This is a genomic window from Streptomyces sp. NPDC054849 (assembly GCF_053610945.1).
On sequence record NZ_JBSGZI010000069.1, the window covers coordinates 1 to 20,873 of the forward strand.

The 20,873-nt window shown below is 71.7% G+C and carries 15 protein-coding genes; 6 read left to right on the forward strand and 9 right to left on the reverse strand.

All coding sequences use genetic code 11. The features are described from left to right. Positions 1-47: 47 nt before the first annotated feature. Together typA and ACWGIF_RS25730 are read right to left on the reverse strand one after the other, a co-directional pair. Positions 48-1,952 carry a translational GTPase TypA gene (gene typA, locus ACWGIF_RS25725; protein WP_453500870.1) on the reverse strand — a complete coding sequence of 635 codons (1,905 nt, stop codon included), beginning with the start codon at positions 1,950-1,952 and terminating at the stop codon, positions 48-50. Positions 1,953-2,297: 345 nt separating this feature from the next. Continuing rightward, positions 2,298-4,646, reverse strand: a complete 2,349-nt coding sequence (locus ACWGIF_RS25730; protein ID WP_453500871.1) for an ABC transporter family substrate-binding protein — start codon at positions 4,644-4,646, stop codon at positions 2,298-2,300. Positions 4,647-4,994: 348 nt separating this feature from the next. Between ACWGIF_RS25730 and ACWGIF_RS25735 the strand changes: the two genes are divergently transcribed. The 6 genes from ACWGIF_RS25735 (at position 4,995) to ACWGIF_RS25760 (ending at position 11,923) form a co-directional block, all read left to right on the forward strand. Continuing rightward, positions 4,995-5,216 carry a hypothetical protein gene (locus ACWGIF_RS25735; protein WP_453500872.1) on the forward strand — a complete coding sequence of 74 codons (222 nt, stop codon included), beginning with the start codon at positions 4,995-4,997 and terminating at the stop codon, positions 5,214-5,216. 107 nt (positions 5,217-5,323) lie between these two features. Further along, positions 5,324-6,148, forward strand: coding sequence for a hypothetical protein (locus tag ACWGIF_RS25740; RefSeq protein ID WP_453500873.1), 825 nt, complete (start codon positions 5,324-5,326; stop codon positions 6,146-6,148). 1 nt (position 6,149) lies between these two features. After that, a complete protein-coding gene (locus ACWGIF_RS25745; RefSeq protein ID WP_453500874.1) occupies positions 6,150-8,066 on the forward strand; it encodes a fumarate reductase/succinate dehydrogenase flavoprotein subunit in 1,917 nt (638 codons plus the stop codon). Then, positions 8,063-8,839 carry a succinate dehydrogenase/fumarate reductase iron-sulfur subunit gene (locus ACWGIF_RS25750; RefSeq protein ID WP_453500875.1) on the forward strand — a complete coding sequence of 259 codons (777 nt, stop codon included), beginning with the start codon at positions 8,063-8,065 and terminating at the stop codon, positions 8,837-8,839. The genes ACWGIF_RS25745 and ACWGIF_RS25750 overlap by 4 nt, the downstream gene beginning before the upstream one ends. Before the next feature lie 195 nt (positions 8,840-9,034). Beyond that, a complete protein-coding gene (locus tag ACWGIF_RS25755; protein WP_453500876.1) occupies positions 9,035-11,152 on the forward strand; it encodes a TPM domain-containing protein in 2,118 nt (705 codons plus the stop codon). Between the two features lie 51 nt (positions 11,153-11,203). Further along, entirely contained in the window at positions 11,204-11,923 is a 720-nt protein-coding gene (locus ACWGIF_RS25760; RefSeq protein WP_453500877.1) for a PspA/IM30 family protein, read from the forward strand. 192 nt (positions 11,924-12,115) lie between these two features. On the opposite strand, the gene ACWGIF_RS25765 is transcribed toward ACWGIF_RS25760, so the two are convergent. From ACWGIF_RS25765 to ACWGIF_RS25795, 7 genes are all read right to left on the reverse strand, one after another. Then, positions 12,116-14,734: a SpoIIE family protein phosphatase gene (locus tag ACWGIF_RS25765; RefSeq protein ID WP_453500878.1), complete on the reverse strand. Its 2,619-nt coding sequence runs from the start codon at positions 14,732-14,734 to the stop codon at positions 12,116-12,118. Between the two features lie 199 nt (positions 14,735-14,933). Beyond that, positions 14,934-15,362, reverse strand: coding sequence for an ATP-binding protein (locus tag ACWGIF_RS25770; protein ID WP_453500879.1), 429 nt, complete (start codon positions 15,360-15,362; stop codon positions 14,934-14,936). Positions 15,363-15,601: 239 nt separating this feature from the next. Beyond that, positions 15,602-16,006 carry a (deoxy)nucleoside triphosphate pyrophosphohydrolase gene (locus tag ACWGIF_RS25775; RefSeq protein WP_453500880.1) on the reverse strand — a complete coding sequence of 135 codons (405 nt, stop codon included), beginning with the start codon at positions 16,004-16,006 and terminating at the stop codon, positions 15,602-15,604. 39 nt (positions 16,007-16,045) lie between these two features. After that, positions 16,046-16,231, reverse strand: a complete 186-nt coding sequence (locus ACWGIF_RS25780) for an SPOR domain-containing protein (RefSeq protein ID WP_030029543.1) — start codon at positions 16,229-16,231, stop codon at positions 16,046-16,048. Positions 16,232-16,927: 696 nt separating this feature from the next. Further along, the gene (locus ACWGIF_RS25785; protein WP_453500881.1) at positions 16,928-17,680 is read right to left on the reverse strand and encodes a GntR family transcriptional regulator; all 753 of its coding nucleotides are present in this window, start codon (positions 17,678-17,680) and stop codon (positions 16,928-16,930) included. A 137-nt stretch (positions 17,681-17,817) separates the two neighbouring features. Beyond that, positions 17,818-18,987, reverse strand: a complete 1,170-nt coding sequence (locus tag ACWGIF_RS25790; RefSeq protein WP_453500882.1) for a DUF4190 domain-containing protein — start codon at positions 18,985-18,987, stop codon at positions 17,818-17,820. A 170-nt stretch (positions 18,988-19,157) separates the two neighbouring features. Continuing rightward, positions 19,158-20,729, reverse strand: a complete 1,572-nt coding sequence (locus ACWGIF_RS25795) for a S8 family peptidase (protein ID WP_453500883.1) — start codon at positions 20,727-20,729, stop codon at positions 19,158-19,160. Between the last annotated feature and the right edge of the window lie 144 nt (positions 20,730-20,873).

Here is a 20,873-nt window from a genome sequence, read left to right on the forward strand (position 1 = left end):
CCTCCAGCCCGGGCAGAACCCGGGCTGGAGGGCCCCAAAGCCATTACTTACTTGGCGGACTTGGCGCGCGACGCGGTGCGCGAGCGCTCCTTCTGGTCCAGGACGACCTTGCGGATGCGCACGGCCTCCGGGGTCACCTCGACGCACTCGTCGTCGCGGCAGAACTCCAGGGACTGCTCCAGGGAGAGCTTGCGCGGCGGGATCACGTTCTCCGTGTTGTCCGCGGAAGCCGCACGCATGTTGGTGAGCTTCTTCTCCTTGGTGATGTTCACGTCCATGTCGTCGGAGCGCGAGTTCTCGCCGACGATCATGCCCTCGTACACCTCGGTGCCGGGGTCGGTGAACAGGACACCGCGCTCCTGCAGGTTGATCATCGCGAACGGCGTGACCGAGCCGGCGCGGTCGGCGACCAGGGAACCGTTGTTACGGGTCACCAGCGGACCGAACCACGGCTCGTGGCCCTCGTGGATCGAGTGGGCGATACCGGTGCCGCGCGTGCCCGTCAGGAACTCCGTGCGGAAGCCGATGAGGCCGCGGGACGGGACGACGAACTCCATGCGCACCCAGCCGGAGCCGTGGTTCGACATGTTGTCCATGCGGCCCTTGCGGACGCCCATGAGCTGCGTGACCGCGCCCATGTGCTCCTCGGGGACGTCGATGGTCATGCGCTCGACCGGCTCGTGCACCTTGCCGTCGATCTCCTGCGTGACGACCTGCGGCTTGCCGATCGTGAGCTCGAAGCCCTCACGGCGCATCTGCTCGACCAGGATGGCGAGCGCGAGCTCACCACGGCCCTGGACCTCCCAGGCGTCCGGGCGCTCGGTGTCGAGGACGCGGAGCGAGACGTTGCCGACCAGCTCGCGGTCCAGACGGTCCTTGACCTGGCGGGCGGTGACCTTGCGGTCCTTGACCGCGGACTTGGCGTCCGCGCCCTTGCCGCTGCCGCCGCGGCCGACCATCGGGGAGGTGTTCGTGCCGATGGTCATGGAGATCGCCGGCTCGTCCACCGAGATCAGCGGAAGCGCGATCGGGTTCTCCGGGTCGGCCAGGGTCTCGCCGATCATGATCTCGGGGAAACCGGCGACCGCGCAGATGTCACCCGGGCCCGCCACCTCGGCCGGCTTGCGGGTGAGCGCCTCGGTCATCATCAGCTCGGTGATGCGGACGTTGGAGATCGAGCCGTCACGCTTGATCCACGCGACGGTCTGGCCCTTGCGCAGCTCACCCTGCTCGACGCGAACGAGCGCGATGCGGCCGAGGAAGTTGTCGGCGTCCAGGTTGGTGACGTGGGCCTGGAGGGGGGCCTCCTCGTCGTACACCGGGGCCGGGACGTGCTCCAGGATGGTGGAGAAGAACGGCTCCAGGCTGTCGCTGTCGGCGGGGACGGTGCCGTCCTCCGGCTTGGTCAGCGAGGCGACGCCGTCACGGCCGCAGGCGTAGACGATCGGGAATTCGATCTGGTCCTCGTCCGCGTCCAGGTCCAGGAAGAGGTCGTACGTCTCGTTGACGACCTCGTCGATCCGGGAGTCCGGGCGGTCGGTCTTGTTGATGCAGAGGATGACCGGCATCTTCGCCTGCAGGGCCTTGCGCAGGACGAAGCGGGTCTGGGGCAGCGGACCCTCGGAGGCGTCCACCAGCAGAACGACGGCGTCCACCATCGACAGACCGCGCTCGACCTCACCACCGAAGTCGGCGTGGCCGGGGGTGTCGATGATGTTGATCGTGATAGGGGCCCCGCCGTCCTTGGGGTGATACTTCACCGCCGTGTTCTTGGCGAGGATCGTGATGCCCTTCTCACGCTCCAGGTCGTTCGAGTCCATCATGCGGTCGTCGAGGTGCTGGTGGGCGGCGAAGGCACCGGCCTGCTTGAGCATGGCATCGACGATGGTCGTCTTGCCATGGTCGACGTGGGCGACGATGGCGACGTTACGGATGTCGTGGCGCGTGGGCACTTCGGCGCTTCTCCCGGGATCGTGGATGGCGTCGCGTACGGTCCGGCACGCGCGCCTCGACCGGGCGAAAACCTGCCACGGCCTTACCCCATGGTACGTCGCGCAGCGGGAACCGCCTGCCGGGGGGTCTGTCAAGAGGCCGGACGAATGAGTGCGACCGAGTGCGGGGTGGGGTGGCTCGACCGCCCATCCAGCCGGTATTCATGCGGGTCAGGCCGGGTCAATGGGTATGGCACGACCTTGCCCGCCGGACATCCGGCGGGCAAGGGACTTGAGTCACATCTGAGCTTGCGGACCCCCGGTCAACCTGACAGGCACCGCTTTGTCACCACTTCTTCTCCCCCGCTACTTCTTCTTGCCCTTCGCGGCCGACGCCTTCTTCCAGCCGATGTCCTGATAGCGGGGGGCGCCGAGGCCGAAGGCGCCTGCGTTGACCACACCCGGCTTCACGGCGACCAGCTCCGGGCGCTGGTAGAGCGGGATGGAGCCGGCGGCGGCCCAGATCCGGGCATCCGCCTTGCGCATCAGCTCGCGGGACTGCTCCTCGTCCAGCTCCCCGAGGGCCTGGTCGAACAACTGGTCGATGTGGTCGGTGCCGACCCGGGTGTAGTTCTGTTCGACGAGCAGCGAGCCGTCCGCGGCCGGCTCCGGCTTCGCGAAGATGGGCCGGGCGTCGGTGGCCGGGTAGGCGGTCGCGGGCCAGGAGTAGAGCGCCAGGTCGTACTGGCCCGAGGCGATGTGGTCCTTGAAGAAGCTTTCGTCGGCCACCTTGGTCGTCTCGGTGTTCACGCCGAGCTTCCGGAGCATCTCGGCGATCCGCTCGCCGACCATGCGCAGGGACTCCGAGCCGGGGCCGGCCGGGAGGACGAAGCGCAGGGTGAGCGGCTTGCCGTCTTTGGCGAGCATGGCGCCGGAGGTGCGGGTGGCCTGCTTGGCCGGAGCCGGGGACGTCTTGGCGGGATCGTCCGCGTCGCCGTCACGGGCGGGGCTGCGCTTGCCGTCGTCGACGGCCGCCGCCCGGGCGGCCTGGGCGAGGAGCGCGGCCTGCTGCTGGGCGCCGAAGGGTGCGGGGGCCAGTACCGGGGAGGTCCGGTCCGCGCCGCTGCCCGGCGCGAAGGCGTCGGCATCGACGATCTCGCCGTCGGGGGCGGCGGGCCTGCCCGCCGGACCGGCCTGCTGGCGCGGTGCGCTCGCGAGCGGATCGCCGTTGGCCTCGTCCTCGCCCACGATGTAGAGCCCGTCGTTTCCGGTGCCCGGGCCCGACGGGGTCTTCCCGTCGTCCTGCGGCGCGCTCTGCGGGCCGGCCTTGGCGCCCGGCGGCTCGGTGATCTTGCCGCCCCGGCGCCAGCCCGCGTCCGCCAGGAGGGCCTGGGCCGCCTGGGTGTCCTGGCCGCCGAGCGCCTCGCTGTTGTCGGCGTACGCCTGCTGCCCGGCCAGCGCCACGTGGCTGCCGACCGGCTTCGCGGGCAGGCCGAGCGGCTTCAGGACGCTCTCGGCGAGTGCCTTGCGGTCCAGGGCCCGGGCCACCGCGCGCCGCACCCGTTCGTCCGCCAGCGGGCCGGAGGACCCGTTCATGGCGAGCTGCGTGTAGGCGGGCTCCAGGGACTTGCGGACGATGAAGGTCCGCAGGGCCGCCTGCTCGTCCGCGTACCGCTTCACGGAGGCGAGGTGCTTGTCGCGGCTCACCTTCTCCGCCGCGGCCTTGTCCTCGTCCGTTCCGAAGGCGATCGCCCACGACAGCGTGGCCTGCGCCGGGGTCAGCGAGGCCCCGGGGCCGTGGGCCGGGGCCCCGCCGGAGCCCGAGCCCGCGCCGCTCTTGCGGGAGGCGTCACGGCGGGCCAGGGCGATCCGGTCGGCCCCGGCGCGGTCGATCTCCGCCAGATCGAGCTTCCCGGCGGCCAGCGCCGACGGGCGCTCGGCGCGCGGCACCGCCGTCAGGACGAGCGTGTCCAGCTTGGCCGGCCGGCCCCACCAGCGCGGATTGCGGGTCAGCGCCGCGGTGCCGGTCTTCTTGTCGATCGCCCCGAGGCCGAAGGGTCCGGCGGTGACCTTCAGCGCGCCGCGGGCGCCCTCGTTGAAAGCGTCCGGGGTGCCGGTGACCTGCTTGGGGTACAGCGGGGTGAACAGGGAGCGCCAGTCGGCGTACGGCTTGCCGAAGGTGACCCTGACCTCCAGGTCGGTCTTGCCCTTCTCGATCTTCTCGATCCGGTCGTAGCCGGCGTTGCGTGCCGTCCAGTACGCCGAGTCCTTGCCGTTCAGGGCCCTCCACTGAGCCACGAAGTCGGGCGCGCCGATCTCGCGCCCGTCGCTCCACACCGCCTGCTGGTTCAGCTTGTACAAGACGACCTGCTTGGGCTCCCGCTCGACGACCTCGGCCTTCTCCAGGTAGTCGGGATTGGCCACCGGCCGCCCCTTGGCGTCCATCACGAACAACTGCGGCAGCACGGCCCCGGCGATCCTGGAGGTGGTGGCGTCCGCGTCGGCCTGGAAGATGTTCAGGGTGTCCGGGAGGGTGTCCACCGCCCAGCGCAGCACACCCCCGTCGGCGACCTTGTCGCGGGCGGTGGCGGCGATGTCCTGTCCTGCGGCGGCCGCACCGCCCTCGTCGTCACCCGCGCCGCAGCCCGTGAGCAGCGGCAGTGCGAGGACTCCCGAGGTCAGGAGCGCCAAGGACCTGCGCCTTCTCTGGGACATGGGTGGTACCTCCGGGGCGGGGCGTGGGGGAAGCATGATCACGTTCGGCGGTATATGGAGCTGATCACACCGGTTGCCGGAACCCACTGAAATCGACGGTCCACCGCGCCCTTCGCAGCCGCCTCTCGCCACGCCGCGAACCCCACCCGTGCGGACCAATCCCACTTGCGCGGCGGACGGGCGCTTCCCCGTACGAGGGATGAGAATGGGGGGCAGGGAGGGGCGCACAGTTCACGCCTGCGCGCCCGCAATCGCTGCACGTCCCTTCACAACGGGGGACGGGAAGCGCGACACTCGCAGGCGCACATGAGCGTTGCCACCGCACCCTGGCGGAAGTGAGGGCAAATCATGTCCCTTCAAGACGATCTGAGTGCCGTACGGCGCAACCTGGACGAGCTGACGCGCAAGGTCGAGCGGCTGGAGCAACAGGCCGCACGGCAGAAGCCGACGGCGGCGTCCGCGCCGGACCCGTCCCGGATGGTGACGGTCCCGGACACGCCGTACGACAGCTCACTGTGGACGGACTCCGACGACGAGGGCCTGGGCGCCCGCGACCGCCGCGCGCCCTGACACCCGTTCGTCGCCCGACCGCACCACACCCACACCCCATCTGGCCCGGCCGCCCTGCGCGGCCGGGCCTCCTGGGCCACCCCGCATCACTCCTCCCGGAGTCCTCTTTGGCCACAGGCACACAACCACCCCAGCAGCGGCCCGGCGGCGTCCACGGCGCCTCCCGGGCCGCGATCGCCGCCCGGCACCTGCGGACCGACCGGTGGTGGCTGGCCCCCGCCGGCACCGCGGCCGGGCTGCTCGCATTCGTCGTCTACTCGACCTGGCGGGCCTTCGCGAACGCCGACTACTACGCCGCCCCGTACGTCTCCCCGTTCTACTCCCCGTGTCTCGCGGAGAACTGCGTCCCCATGAAGGGCGGACCCAACTGGGAGATCTTCGGCAGCTGGTGGGGCCTGTCCCCCGCGCTGCTGATCCTGATCTTCCCGCTCGGCTTCCGGCTGACCTGCTACTACTACCGCAAGGCCTACTACCGGGGCTTCTGGGCCTCGCCGCCCGCCTGCGCCGTCGCCGAGCCGCACGCGACGTACACCGGCGAGACCCGCTTCCCGCTGATCTTCCAGAACGTGCACCGGTACTTCTTCTACGCGGCGGTCCCGGTCGCGCTCATCCTCTCGTACGACACCGTGCTGACCTTCCGCGACGAGCACTACGAGTGGGGCCACATGGGCCTCGGGACGCTGCTGTTCCTGGTCAACATCGTGCTGATCTGGGCCTACACCCTGTCCTGCCACTCCTGCCGCCACATCATGGGCGGCCGCCTCAAGCACTTCTCGAAGCATCCGGTGCGCTACCGGCTCTGGGGCTGGATCAGTCGGCTCAACTCCCGCCACATGCAGCTGGCGTGGGTCTCCCTGATCAGCGTGGCCCTGTGCGACTTCTACGTGTACCTGCTGGCCAGCGGCGCCTTCACCGACCCGAGGATCTTCTGAGATGGCTCAAGTGGAACGGCAGCAGTGGGACGTGGTCGTGGTCGGCGCCGGCGGCGCCGGACTGCGGGCCGCGATCGAGGCCCGCGAGCGCGGCGCCCGTACGGCCGTGATCTGCAAGTCCCTCTTCGGCAAGGCCCACACGGTGATGGCGGAGGGCGGGATCGCCGCCTCCATGGGCAACGTCAACGAGGGCGACAACTGGCAGGTGCACTTCCGCGACACCATGCGCGGGGGCAAGTTCCTCAACCAGTGGCGGATGGCGGAACTCCACGCGAAGGAGGCCCCGGACCGGGTCTGGGAGCTGGAGACCTGGGGCGCGCTCTTCGACCGGACGCCCGACGGGAGGATCTCCCAGCGCAACTTCGGCGGGCACGAGTACCCGCGCCTCGCACACGTCGGCGACCGCACCGGCCTGGAGCTGATCCGCACCCTCCAGCAGAAGATCGTCGCCCTCCAGCAGGAGGACTTCAAGGAGTACGGGGACTACGAGGCCCGGCTCAAGGTCTTCCAGGAGTGCACGGTCACCAGGATCCTGCAGGATCGCAGCCTCGGGGACGGAGCGCGGGTCTCGGGGACCTTCTGCTACGAACGCGAGTCGGGGCGCTTCTTCGTGCTGGAGGCCCCGGCGGTGGTCCTGGCCACGGGCGGGATCGGCAAGTCCTTCAAGACCACCTCCAACTCCTGGGAGTACACGGGCGACGGCCACGCGCTGGCCCTGCTCGCCGGCGCGCCCCTGCTGAACATGGAGTTCGTGCAGTTCCACCCGACCGGCATGGTCTGGCCCCCGTCGGTGAAGGGCATCCTCGTCACCGAGTCCGTGCGCGGAGACGGCGGGGTGCTGCGCAACTCCGAGGGCAAGCGGTTCATGTTCGACTACATTCCCGACGTCTTCAAGGAGAAGTACGCCGAGTCGGAGGAGGAGGGCGACCGCTGGTACGAGGACGCGGATCACAACAGGCGCCCGCCCGAGCTGCTGCCGCGCGACGAGGTGGCGCGGGCCATCAACGCGGAGGTCAAGGCCGGACGCGGCTCCCCGCACGGCGGGGTGTTCCTCGACGTGTCCACCCGGATGCCGGCCGAGAAGATCAAACGGCGCCTCCCGTCGATGTACCACCAGTTCAAGGAGCTGGCGGACGTGGACATCACCGCGGAGCCGATGGAGGTGGGCCCGACCTGCCACTACGTGATGGGCGGGATCGCCGTCGACTCCGAGACCGCCGCCACCGTCGGGGTCCCGGGGCTGTTCGCGGCGGGTGAGGTCGCGGGCGGGATGCACGGCTCGAACCGGCTGGGCGGGAACTCCCTGTCCGACCTGCTGGTCTTCGGGCGGCGGGCCGGGCTGCACGCGGCGAAGCACGCCTCCGGCCCCGGCCCGCGCCCGGAGGTGTCCCAGTCCGAGATCGACGCGGCGGCCGAGGAGGCGCTGGCCCCCTTCCGCGCCGCCGAGGGCGCGGAGAACCCGTACACCCTGCACCAGGAACTCCAGACGACCATGAACGACCTCGTCGGCATCATCCGCCGGGAGGGGGAGATGGCCCAGGCCCTGGAGAGGCTCGCGACCCTGCGGCTGCGGGCCTCGCGTGCGGGCGTCGAGGGGCACCGCCAGTTCAACCCCGGCTGGCACCTCGCCCTGGACCTGCGGAACATGCTGCTGGTCAGCGAGTGCGTGGCCCGCGCGGCCCTGGAGCGCACCGAGAGCCGGGGCGGGCACACCCGCGAGGACTGCCCGGCGATGGAGCGGAGCTGGCGCCCGGTGAACCTGCTGTGCCGGCCGGTGGAGCCCGTACCGGAGGACCCGGCGGCCGACCGGATCGAGCTGGTCCGGGCCCGCACCGACCCCATCCGCCCCGACCTGCTCGCGCTGTTCGACAAGGAAGAGCTGGTCAAGTACCTCGCCGAAGAGGAGCTGTACGAATGAGTACGTACGACGCGAGCTTCCGGGTCTGGCGGGGTGACGCGGAGGGCGGGGAACTGCGGGACTTCACCGTCGAGGTGCACGACGGTGAGGTGGTCCTGGACATCGTCCACCGGCTCCAGGCCACCCAGGCCTCGGACCTGGCGGTGCGCTGGAACTGCAAGGCGGGCAAGTGCGGCTCGTGCAGCGCGGAGGTCAACGGCCGGCCGCGGCTGATGTGCATGACCCGCATGTCGACCTTCGAGCGGTCCGAGACCATCACGATCACCCCTCTGCGCGCCTTCCCGGTCGTCCGCGACCTGGTGACGGACGTGTCCTTCAACTACCGCAAGGCGCGGGAGGTCCCGGCCTTCGTGCCGCCGGAGGGAGTGCCCGCGGGCGCGTACCGGATGCAGCAGATCGACGTGGAGCGCTCGCAGGAGTTCCGCAAGTGCATCGAGTGCTTCCTGTGCCAGGACACCTGCCACGTGGTGCGGGACCACGAGGAGAACAAGGCCGTCTTCGCCGGTCCGCGGTTCCTGATGCGGGTGGCCGAGCTGGACATGCACCCCCTGGACGCGGCGGCCGAGGCGGGCCTGGACCGCAAGCGCACCGCGCAGGACGAGCACGGGCTCGGCTACTGCAACATCACCAAGTGCTGCACGGAGGTCTGCCCCGAGGGCATCAAGATCACCGACAACGCGCTGATCCCGCTGAAGGAGCGGGCGGTGGACCGCAAGTACGACCCCCTGGTGTGGCTGGGGAGCAGGATCCGGCGCCGTTCCGATCCCGCATAGCCCTCCCGCGAGGAACGATGCCCCCTGGAGGAACGTCGTTTGACGTGACGCCGGGGGGCTTCGCGGTACGGAGGGGGCCCGGGCCTCGGTCCGGGCGTGGCCGACGACGGTCCCGTGGGAGCAGGTGCCGGCGGGGCAGGGCGCTGGTGATCACTCCGGGTGCGGAGCCGCAGAGCCGCCCATAACCTCCCAAATGTGATTGCGCCGAGGAACAGGCCGCGAAGCAGGATCGTCGTACGGGCCGGGCTCGCCCTCTCCGCCGCGCTGCTGGCGGTCGGCGGCTGGGGCGCGCCCGGGGCGCCGCCCGCATGGGCCGAGGATCCCGTCACCCTCTCGCAGCAAGGGCAGATCACCGACCGCGTCGGCGCGCTGGGCGACCGGAAGGCGGCCGTCACCACCGCGCTCGACAAGCTGTACGCCGACCGGAGGATCCAGCTCTTCGTGGCCTACGTGCAGGACTTCTCCGGGCGCTCCGCCCAGAGCTGGGCCGACGCCACCGCGCAGCGCAACGGCCTCGGCCAGGACGACCTCCTCCTGGCCGTGGCGACCGGCGCCCGCCAGTACGCCTATTCGGCCGACGTCGACTCCGGTTTCACCGAGCAGCAGCTGGCCGACGTCGCGCGGACCGCCATCGAGCCCGCCCTGAGGCAGAACGACTGGGCGGGAGCCGCGATCGGGGCGGCGAACGGCTACAACGCCGTCCTCGGCGGGCAGCCCGTCCCCGTCCCGGCCATCACCCCCGGCCCGGCCGATCCCGGCGGCGGGGCGGACGGCACGAACGGGGCCGGCGACTTCGTGCTCCCGGTCGTCGCGATCGGTGCGGCCGGGGCGCTCGCGGCGTACGCGTACACCCGCCGCAAGCGCCAGGGCGGCGGCGCCGGCGCTCGCGGTACGACGACCGGTCCGGGCTGGCCCGAAGGGGCGCCGGACCGGCTCCCCCTGCCCGACCTGGACGGCAGGGCCAAGGCCCTGCTGGTCCAGACCGACGACGCCGTCCGCACCAGCACCGAGGAACTCGGCTTCGCCACCGCCCAGTTCGGCGACGAGGCGGTCCGCCCCTTCACCACGGCGCTGGAGTACGCGCAGGGCGAGCTGACACACGCCTTCCGGCTGCGCCAACAGCTCGACGACGCCTACCCGGAGGATGACGCGACCCGGCGCCGGATGCTGGACGAGATCGTCGCCCGCTGTACCGAGGCGAACCGGCGGCTCGACGCCGTATCGGAGGACTTCGACCGGCTGCGGGACCTGGAGAAGAACGCTTCGCAAGCCCTGGCGACCGTCGAGGAGCGGTACCTGGAGCTGACCGGGGCCGCCACCACCGCCGAGGCGACCTTGACCGCGCTGACCCGGCGCTACGCGGACTCCGCGTCCGCGCCCGTGGCCTCCCACCCCGAACAGGCGAAGGACCGCCTGCTGTTCGCGGCGACCAACCTGGGCCTGGCCCACGCGGCCCTCGACGCCGGCGAGAAGGGCAGGGCCGCCGTACACCTACGGGCCGCCGAAGGCGCGGTGGACCAGGCGGCGACCCTGGTGGACGCGGTCGAGCGGCGGGCTCAGGAACTGGCGGAGGCGGCGGGGAAGCTGCCCGGCGCGCTGACCGAGACCGAGACCGACCTCGCGGACGCCCACGGGCTGCTCACCGGCACCGCCGAGGGCACCTCGACGGCGGACCTGCGCGGGCGGATCGGCCGGGCCGAGGCCGTACTGGCCGACGTACGGCAGGAGGAGTCGGCCGGGCGGTACGACCCGCTCGACGCCCTGCGCCGGGTCGAGGAGGCCGATGCGGCCCTCGACGAGGCCCTCTCCGGGGCGCGGGAGCGGGAGTCGGGCCGGCAGCGGGCGGCGACCCTGCTCGACCAGGCCATGCTCGCGGCGCGCAGCGCGATCGGCGCGGCGACCGGCTACATCACCACCACCCGGGGCGCGGTGGGCAGCCAGGCGCGCACCCGGCTCGCGGAGGCCGGCCGGCACCTGGAGCGGGCCGTGTCGCTGGCGGCGGCCGACCCGGCGGGCGCGCTGGTGGAGGCCCAGCGGGCGGATGGGCTGGCGCGGCAGGCGCAGCAGCTGGCGGAGCAGGACGTACAGGCCTTCCAGGACCCGTACGCGGGCCGGCGCGCCGGCGGCGGCCGGGGCGGCGCCGTGCTCGGCGGGATCATCCTCGGCGAGATCCTGCGGGGCGGGCTGGGCGGCGGAGGCGGTTTCGGCGGGGGCGGCTTCGGCGGCGGCTTCGGGGGCGGCGGGGGCAGTGGCCCCGGCTCCTTCGGCGGCGGCGCGACCCGGGGCCGCATGGGCGGTGGCGGCCGCTTTTGAACCCATCGCGGTGCCGACCGGACAGACACCCCTCACCAGGAGAGACCGACCATGAGCAAGCAGACCATCCTCGGCCGCGTCACCCAGCTCGCCAAGGCCAACATCAATGCGCTGCTGGACCAGGCGGAGGACCCGCAGAAGATGCTGGACCAGCTGATCCGTGACTTCACGAACAACATCTCGGAGGCGGAGCAGGCCGTCGCGACGACGATCGGCAACCTCCGGATGCTGGAGGCGGACCACAGGGAGGACGTGGAGGCGGCCGCCGAGTGGGGCGGAAAGGCGCTCGCGGCGAGCAGGAAGGGGGACGAACTGCGGGCGGCGGGGGCGACGGCGGACGCGGACAAGTTCGACCACCTCGCGAAGGTGGCGCTCGGCCGGCAGATCCAGTCGGAGAAGGAGGCGAAGACGGCGGAGCCGACGATCGCGGCCCAGACGGCGGTCGTCGGCACCCTCAAGTCGGGCCTGGAGTCGATGAGGAACAAGCTGACCGAGCTGCAGGCGAAGCGCGACGAGCTGGTGGCCCGGGCGAAGACCGCGCAGGCACAGAACACCATGCTGGACGCGGTGAAGAACATCGACGTCATGGACCCGGCGAGCGACCTCAGCCGCTTCGAGGAGAAGGTGCGGCGGGAGGAGGCGATGGCGCTGGGCAGGCAGGAACTGGCCGCGTCCTCCCTGGACGCGCAGTTCGAGTCCCTCGACGACCTGGGCAAGGCCTCGGACATCGAGGCCCGCCTGGCGGCACTCAAAGAGAACCGCGCCGCGTAGCCCCCGCCGGGGGTTGGTTGGCCGCTGCGCGGGGGCTCTCCCCCGCCCCGCCCCTCCACCGTTCCCCGGGCTCCGCCCGGACCCGGTCCTCAAACGCCGGACGGGCTGAAGAATCCAGCCTCGCCGGCGTTTGAGGCGCGGGCCCTGGGGCGGAGCCCAGGAGGGCGGCGGTCAGCCGTACATGTTCAGCGGTCAGCCGTACATGTTCAGCAGTTGCTCCGCCGTGAACTCCGCCACCGCCTCCGCCGACGCACCGGGCAAGGGCAGCTCGAACCACACCGTCTTGCCCCGGTGGGTCCGCCGGGTGCCCCATCCGGCCGACAGCATGCCCACCAGTTGCAACCCCCGACCCCCCTCGTCCGTGTCCCGCGCCCGCCGCCGCCGCGGCTGCACCAGGTTCGCGTCCCACACCTCGCACACCAGGGTCCGGTCCAGCAGCAACCGCAGCCGGATCTCGCCCTCCCCGTAGCGCAACGCGTTGGTGACGAGTTCACTGACCAGCAGTTCCGTGGTGTCCAGCAGGCCCTCCAGACCCCACGCCGGCAGCTTCGTCCGGGCAAGCTCCCGCGCCCGTCCCACCGACCGGGCCTCGCGCGGCAGCTGCCAGTCCCCGACCGCGTCCACCGGCAGCCCCTGGACCCGTGCCATGAGCAGGGCGATGTCGTCCTCGCCGTGTCGGGTGTCGAGCGTGTTCAGCACGTGGTCGCAGACGTCCTCCAAAGGACGGACCGGGTCCGCGAGGGCCTCGCGGAGCCCGCGCAGGCCCTCCTCCAGCGGATGGTCCCGGGACTCGACGAGCCCATCGGTGTAGAGGGCCAGCAGGGCGCCTTCGGGCAAATCCACCTCGACCTCCTCGAAGGGCTCCCCGCCCACACCGAGCGGCATCCCGGGCGGCACCTCCAGCAGCAGCGCGGGCCTGGGCTTCCCGCCCTCGTCCGGCGGTTCGACCAGCACGGGCGGCATGTGGCCCGCGTTGGCGATCGTGCAGCGCCGCGTCACCGGGTCGTAGACGGCGTACACGCAGGTGGCCAGGTACACCTCCGAGCGGTCCGCGTCCCGCGAGTGCAGGGCCGCCCGCGAGGCCTGCTGCGAACCGCCGGGGGCCCCGAGCCCCCGGGCGATCTCGTCCAGGGCGGTCAGCACCTCCGCCGGTTCGAGGTCCAGCAGCGCGAGGGTCCGGACGGCGGTCCTCAGTTCCCCCATCGCGACGGCGGCCCGCAGGCCCCGGCCCATGACGTCGCCGACGACCAGCGCCGTGCGGTGCCCGGGGAGCTCGATGACGTCGAACCAGTCGCCGCCGACCTCCGTGGCCGCGTTCCCCGGCAGGTACCGGCAGGCGATGTCCAGGCCCGCCGCCTCCGGGTCGCCGGGCGGCAGCAGGCTGCGCTGCAGTATCAGCGCCCGCTCGTGTTCGCGGCGGTACAGCCGCGCGTTGTCGATGCACACGGCGGCCCGTGCGGCCAGCTCCACGGCCACCGCCCGGTCCCGTTCCCCGAAGGGTTCGCTGCCCTTCGTACGGGAGAACTGCGCCAGCCCCACCACCGTGTCGTGGGCGACCATCGGCACGACCAGCGTGGACTGGACGAGGTCCTCCGGTCCGCCGCCCTCGATCAGCCGCGGCCGAGCCGTGCGCAGGGCGAGCGCGCCCGGCGAGGCGGCCGGGTACCGGTGGATGTCGCCCACGGAGACCAGCGCGCCCGGACCGGACAGCGGCGCGTCCGAGACGGCGGAGCTGAAGGCCACCCGGCGCAGGGCGGCGGAGGGCGTCCGCGCGGGGCCCTGGCCGGGCAGGCTGGGCACCCCCGGCCCCTGCGGCCGGGCGGGCCGGTCGTCGTCGCCGAGCAGCAGCCCCTGGTAGAGGTCGACGGCGGCCAGGTCGCAGAAGCCCGGGACGGTCACGTCCAAAAGCTCCCGGGCGGTGGTCTCCAGGTCGAGGGAGTTCCCGATGCGGTGCCCGGCCTCGTTGAGCAGGGCGAGATTGCGCCGGACCCCGGCGGCCTCGCGGGCGGCGAGATGGCGGCGGGTGACGTCGGTGCCGATGCCGGCGACGCCGATGGGACGCCCGCTGCCGCCGTGGACGCGGTAGAGGTTGATGGACCAGTGCCGGTTCTCCCGGCTGCCGGGGGCGGCTCCGGTGATCCGGAGGTCGGTGACCGACTCCCCGGTGTCCAGCACCCGGCGCAGGGCGTCGGTCATCCGGTCGGCCTCGTGCGCCGGCAGGTAGTCGTGCACGGTCCGGCCCCGGTGCTCCTCGACGGCGCCTCCGAAGACGGTGGCGAACCGGCGGTTGGCCCGCTGCACGGTGAGGTCCGTACCGAAGAGCAGGAAGCCGAACGGAGATTGGCCGAATATTGCCTGTGAGGCCGCGAGGTCGGATTCGATCCGCCGCAGCGCGCGTACGTCGACGACGACACACAGTGCGGCCCGCTCGGCCGTCTCGGTCTGGGTGGGCATCACATAGATCTCGGCCACTCCGTGCGCGCCGTTCCCGCCCGGGATCCGGAAGGGGATCAGTCCCGTCCATTCCTTGCCGTCGAGGATCTCGGCGACCCGGCGGTGCGCGTCGGGGCGCAGCTCGGGCGGCATGAACGCGTCGACCGGGTCGCGGCCCACGGCCTGGGCGGCCGTCAGCCCGAACAGTTCCTCGGCGCGCAGACTCCACTGATCGATGTACCCGTCGGGCCCGATCGAGAAAGAGGCGACCTTTATGTAGTCATATATCGAGCCAGGCGGACTGCTGTGCCACAGGGCGTCGTGCCATGTCTCGCGCGGCACGTTGGCCTGATGTGCCTGCGCAGGTATTTCGCTCACGCGACCGTCCCCTCCAGCTCACCGCAACCGGACCGGCCATGACGGCAGTATTCAGCACCACGGGCCCGGACGGCACGGCGTTCACGATCACAGCACGGTCTCGATGATTTCGAGCCATGTCGCATGATCTCCCCCGGACTCCTCCCCCAGCTACCGCTGAGGGGCGCCCCCGGGAGGTCCCCCGTCACCGTTCACCTTGTTACTCACCAGGAAGAGCCAATTCGAACCACACTGTCTTGCCCGATTTCCCGTGGCGGGTCCCCCAGCGCTGCGAGGAGACGGCGACGAGGTGCAATCCGCGGCCCCTCTCGTCGTCCGGCTTGGCCGCCCGCTCACGGGGAGGATCCGGAAGCGGATCCGAAACCTCCACGAGCAGTGCGGGGCCGCCCGCGGTGCTGTCGACGGCTGGATTGCGCCGTTCCAGGCGGACGCCGATGGGGCCGGACGCGTAGCGCAGGGAATTGGTGACGAGCTCGCTGACCAGCAGGACGGTCACATCGCCGACGGCTTCCAGACCCCAGTCACGGAGAGTGCTGCGTACGGCGTGACGTGCGGTGCGGACGGCACCGGGCTCGGCTGGGAAGGCCCACTCGGCGCACTCGCCGTCTGTGTCGATCACGCCGATCACTTCCCGGGGCGGCAGCGACCCCAGTCCGGTTCGTCTGGGACGAAAGAGGGACGAGATAGGGATTAATAGCGACATACCCGATATTCGGGGCGTCGTACCACTCGATCCCGGCTCACCGGCGCACGGTGGCGCAGACGGCCTAGAGCACGAGCGTCACGCGCCCCCGCCCCGCCCCGCCCCGCCCCGCCCCGCCCCGCCCACGTCAATCTCACTGTCACCGCTCACCGTCAACCGCTACTTCAGCCACCGTCGTCCGCGCGCAGCCGGCGTCCCGCCTCGGCGACCGCGGGCCGGTCCTGGTCGAGCCAGTCCACCGACTCCAGCTCCTCGGGCCGCAGCCAGCGCAGTTCGTCGTGATCCTCCAGCGGCGCGGGCACTCCGGAGAGCAGCCGCGCGGTCCACACGTGCAGGACGAGACCGGGCTTCAGCGGCCACTCCCCCGGGATCCGCTCCAGCGGCTCGGTCTCCACGCCGAGTTCCTCGCGCAGTTCGCGCACCAGCGCCTCCGGGACGGACTCACCCGGTTCGGCCTTCCCGCCCGGCAGCTCCCAGCGTCCGGCGAGCTCCGGCGGCGCACTGCGGCGGGCGGCCAGCAGGCGCCCGTCATGACAAAGGGCTCCGCCCACGACCACTCGTACCGTCATGGGCGGAGCCTATGTCAGCGTCGTCAAGCGCTGCGACGCTCAGTTCATCGTGGCGGTCTGACCGATCCGCTCGACCCAGTAGAGCTGCTTGTGTCCTCGGTCGTCGAGACTGTCGACGACCTTCTGGGCCTCGGCCCGGGTGGCGTACCGGCCCACCCGGTAGCGGTTGCCGTTGTCGTCCTGACGTATGACCAGCCACGGGAGCAGGGCACCGCTGTCGTTCATCGCGTTTCACCCTCCGCCGACGTATCTGCACGGGAAACCGCATTGCGCATATGCCCGAGCTTACGCCCGACCTTTACACAGCGGATACGGTTTTTCACGAAGAGGTACCTAGGGGGCGTACGCATCCGGCCATGTGTACGAGTGGGCCGTGCGCGCCGGCTCAGAGCGGGCGCACGAAGGGCGACGGCGCGACCGCCGCGCCCGCCCCGCGACCCCCTCGCCGCAGCCGTTTCCGCAGGTCGCGCCGCGACACGACCGGGGGGTCAACAGGTGTAGGGGGCAGGCGAGTCCGCTCGCGACGGAGGGCAGGACGGAGGGGAGGAACGCCCCGGCGCACGGGCCGGACTGCTCGAAGAACGCGAGGAAGGGAACGGTGCGGACGATCAGCATCGCGCCGAAACCCACCGGGCGGGCATCGGCTCACGCGCCATGGGGCCGGGCGTTGACATGGCCGCCCGCCGGCACATGAGGGGCGGGCGGGCGTTCCGGCGGGGCGGCAGGTGAGGGGCGGGCGGGCATGTCAGCTCCGCCGGCGTTCGAGGCGCGGGCGCCGTAGGGTCCGGGGCGGCGCCACGGCAGCAGCGCCCCATGTATGGCCGAGCCCCCACCGCCGCCGGGCGGCTTCCGCACCGCGGAGCCTCCACCCTTACCGCGGAGCGGCCGGCACCGCCGGGCGGCTACGGCATCGCGGGTCGGCTACCTCACCGGGAGGTGGTACGCCAGGCGGTAGCGGTCCGCCGGGACGACCACGTCGGCTGTTTCCACGGCGCGGCCGGAGGCGAAATAAGTGCGGCCGATCACCAGCACCACGTGCCCCGGAACCCCGCCGAGGAGGAAGAGCTCCTCCGCCAGGCCGGGTCGCGCGCCGACCTCCTCCACCACGTTGTCCACCACGACGTCGATCGCGGCCATCCGGTCGACCACCCCGGAGCCCCCCAACGGCCCCTCCTCCGGCAGCATCACGGGAGTCCGGCCGGTCACGGCGAGCGGCTCCCAGGAGGTCGACAGCATCATCGCCTCCCCCGCGTCGCGGAACACGTACCGCGTCCGCATCACCCGCTCGCCTGGCTCGATGCCCAGCCGCGTCGCGATCTCCGCGGGCGCGCCGGTCTGCTCGCTGCTCGACTCCCACGTGCCGCGCGCACCCGCGTCCGCCTGCTCCTGGCGGAACGGCGTCGAGGCGCCTGCCGTGCGGTAGCCGGAGCGGGCGACCCGCCGCGGGACCGGCTGTTCCCGTACATACGTACCGGACCCGGACCGGCCCTCGACCAGCCCCTCCGCCATGAGGACCTTGCGCGCCTCCAGGGCCACGGTGTCGGAGACCCCGTACTCCTCGCGGATACGGGCCTGGGAGGGGAGCCGGGCGTGCGGGGGCAGAGAACCGTCGACGATCTTCCGTCGCAGATCCCCGGCCACGCGCAGATAGGCCGGCTGCTCACCGAAAGTCACTGGCCACTCCCATCAGCTTGACAGACAGCTACACCCTGGCAACCGACGGTTGAAGACCGCAAGCAAGGGCCAGAGTTTCACCCGAAGTGATGAAGCCAGGTCACTCAAACCCGTTACCGCGCGTTACCCCGTCGACGTCACACCGACTCGGATGAGGGCCCCCTGCCGGGGCCGGCGTCCGGGTCCTCCGGGTCCTGGTGGCCGTCCTCCAGCCACGGCGGGATCGCCATCGAAAGCCCGTACGCGCCGCGCAGCACCTGCTCCGTCGACGCGGTCATCGCGCTCAGCGCCCGGTCCGACTGGCGGTCGAAGTCCGCCGGTGTCCTCGCCTGGGAGGCGCGCTGCCACGCCGCGCGGGCCGCCTCGATCTCCTTGAGCTGCGCCGGGACGGCCTTCTCCATACCGGGCCGGGCCTTGTCCCCCTGGAGCACCTTCGCCTCTTCGCCCAGCGCCGCGTGCACCTCGCGCGCCCACGCCTGGTACTCCTGCAGGGCGTCCTCGACGTCGTCCTCGGGAGCCCGGCTCATGGCGAACTCGACGGCGTTGGCGGCTCGCAGGAAGGCTGCCTGTTCGGGCTTGAGCATCCCGGAGTCCCGACGCAGGCTGCCGCGCCAGTCCTGCTCCGTCGTGCCCACCACGCAGACCAGGAGGCGGTCCCCCTGGCGCCACGACTGGCGGGAGGGCGCGTAGTAGAACATCTCCGCGTAGTCGGGCAGCGCCCACGTGTCCATCGCGTACTCGTCCTGGGCGCGCCAGCACGTCTCCTCGGACGCGCGGTCCGCCTCGGCCGATTCGGGGACGTCCGCCACGTCGAGCCGCTTCGTCGCGGTGACCTCGCCGTGGTGCACCTCCGCGCAGTCGATCCTGTACATCAGGGGTCGCTCGTCGAGCAGATCCCCGCCCTGGACGTTGAAGCAGTCGCCCGCCTTCAGGTCGTCGACATCCGTGAGCGCGCCGTCGACCTCGGGCACCTGGCTCAGCGCGTCGAACCGGTCGCCGACGGCCGTCGCGACCCGCTCCGCGGTGAAGACCAGCGCGCCCGTCATCGCCACGGACACCGCCAGGCCCACGATCGCCAGGACCCTGCCCCGCTCCCGCTTCTTCGCGATCTGCACGAGGGCCACGATGCCGAAGACGATGCCGAGCGGCGGAAGGCAGAGCAGCCCGACGAGGAGCGAGGCGAGCGCGAAGCCGTTGAGCCCCGGCCGCTGTTGTCCGTAGCCGGGCGGCGGGGCCCACACCGGCAGCGGGGACGGCGGGGGCCAGGAGTGGCCCGGTCCGGAGGGAGGACTCGGCGGGGTGCTCACGGGGGCGGACTCCATCGCAGGGGGCAGCACGGGGGCGTCACGAGGGACACCGCGGAGGGCGCGAACGCATGCGCGAACGAACGCGCGAATAGTACGCAGCGGGGGCGCCCGACAAGTCGGTCGCCCCCGCTGTTGTTCGCGGCTCGGTCAGTGCCCGCGGTTCCGGCCCCTCAGAACTGGAGCGCCCAGGAGTCGATCTTCCCGGTGTCGCCGTTCGCGTTGTCGTTCACGCGGAGCCTCCAGGTGCCGTTCGCCGTCTCGGCGGAGGCGTTCACCGTGAAGGTCCTGATGATGTTGTCGGTACCGCCGTTGGCCCGGTTGTGCAGGGTGTACACGGTGCCGTCCGGTGCGACCAGGTCGATCTTGAGGTCACCGATGTACGTGTGCTTGATGTCGACCGGAACCTTCAGCGTCGCCGGCGCGTTGCCGACGACACCGGTGACGGTGATCGGGGACTCGACGGTCGCGTTGTCGTTGACCGCGTAGTCGGCGGTGTTCTCGAAACGCTTGCCCGGCGGGACGGGGCCCTGGGCGACGACGTGGAGCAGACGGTTCGGGGAGCCGGTGCCGGGGCTGGTCACGACGTTCGGGGTGGAGGAGGTCACCAGGGCCGTGGCCACCTGGGCCGGGGTGCTCGCCGGGTTCTGCGAGAGGTAGACGGCGGCCGCGCCCGCGACGTGCGGCGAGGCCATCGACGTGCCGTCGATCGTGTGCGTGGCGGTGTCCCCCGTGAACCACGTGGAGGTGATGGAGGAACCCGGCGCGAAGACGTCCAGGCTCGAGCCGTAATTGGAGTAGTACGCCTTCGCGTCGCTGCTGGTGGTCGCACCGACGGTGATGGCCTCGGTGACGCGCGCCGGGGACTTGGTCGAGGCGTTGACGGAGTCGTTGCCCGCGGCCACGGCGTAGGTGATGCCGGAGGCTATGGAGTTGCGGAGCGCGGCGTCGAGCGCGGAGTCCGCGCCGCCGCCGAGCGACATGTTCGCCACGGCCGGCTTGACGGCGTTGCGGGTCACCCAGTCGATGCCCGCGACGACCTGGGCCGTCGTGCCGGAGCCGCTGTTGTCGAGCACACGGACGCCGACGATCTTGGCCTTCTTGGCCACGCCGTACTGGCTGCCCGCGACGGTGCCGGCGACGTGCGTGCCGTGGCCGTGGCCGTCCTGGGCCGTGCTGTCGTTGTCGATGGCGTCGTAGCCGTGGGAGGCGCGGCCGCCGAAGTCCTGGTGCGTGATGCGGACACCGGTGTCGATGACGTACGCGGTGACGCCCTCGCCCGCCTGGTCCGGGTAGCTGTAGCTCTGGTTGAGCGGCAGCGCACGCTGGTCGACGCGGTCCAGGCCCCAGGACGGCGGGGTGGGCTGGGAGGCGTTGACGGTGAAGGTGCGGTTCTGCACGACCGACTTGACCGCCGGGTCGCCGGCGAGCTTCCTGGCCTGCGCCTCGGAGACCTCGATCGAGTAGCCGTTGAGGGCGGCGCTGTAGACCCGGTCGATCTTCGCCCCGTAGCGCTTGGCGACGGCCCGGCCGCTCGGGTCGGTGGAGCGGGCGGCGGCGTCCTTCAGGGTCACGATGTAGCTGCCGGGTACCGATCCGGGGGCTCCCGCGTTCTGGATCGCGCCCCGCACACCGATGCCGGCGGCCGAGGCGGGCAGCGCGGCGGCGGCGCCGAGCGCGAGGGCCACGACCGCGGTCGCGCTGATGCCGGCGATAGTCCGGCGTGTGTGACGCATCACTGGCATGTGACGGGTCCTCCTCTTAGGTGGTGCATTGCGGGGGGTGTACTGGTGCCGCTCAAGCGTGGCCATGACAACGCAGATGGCCCAACGGGCTGCCGCGTCCGAAAGGTTGACCCACCTCCGGCGCGACCCACAGGAGAACAACGG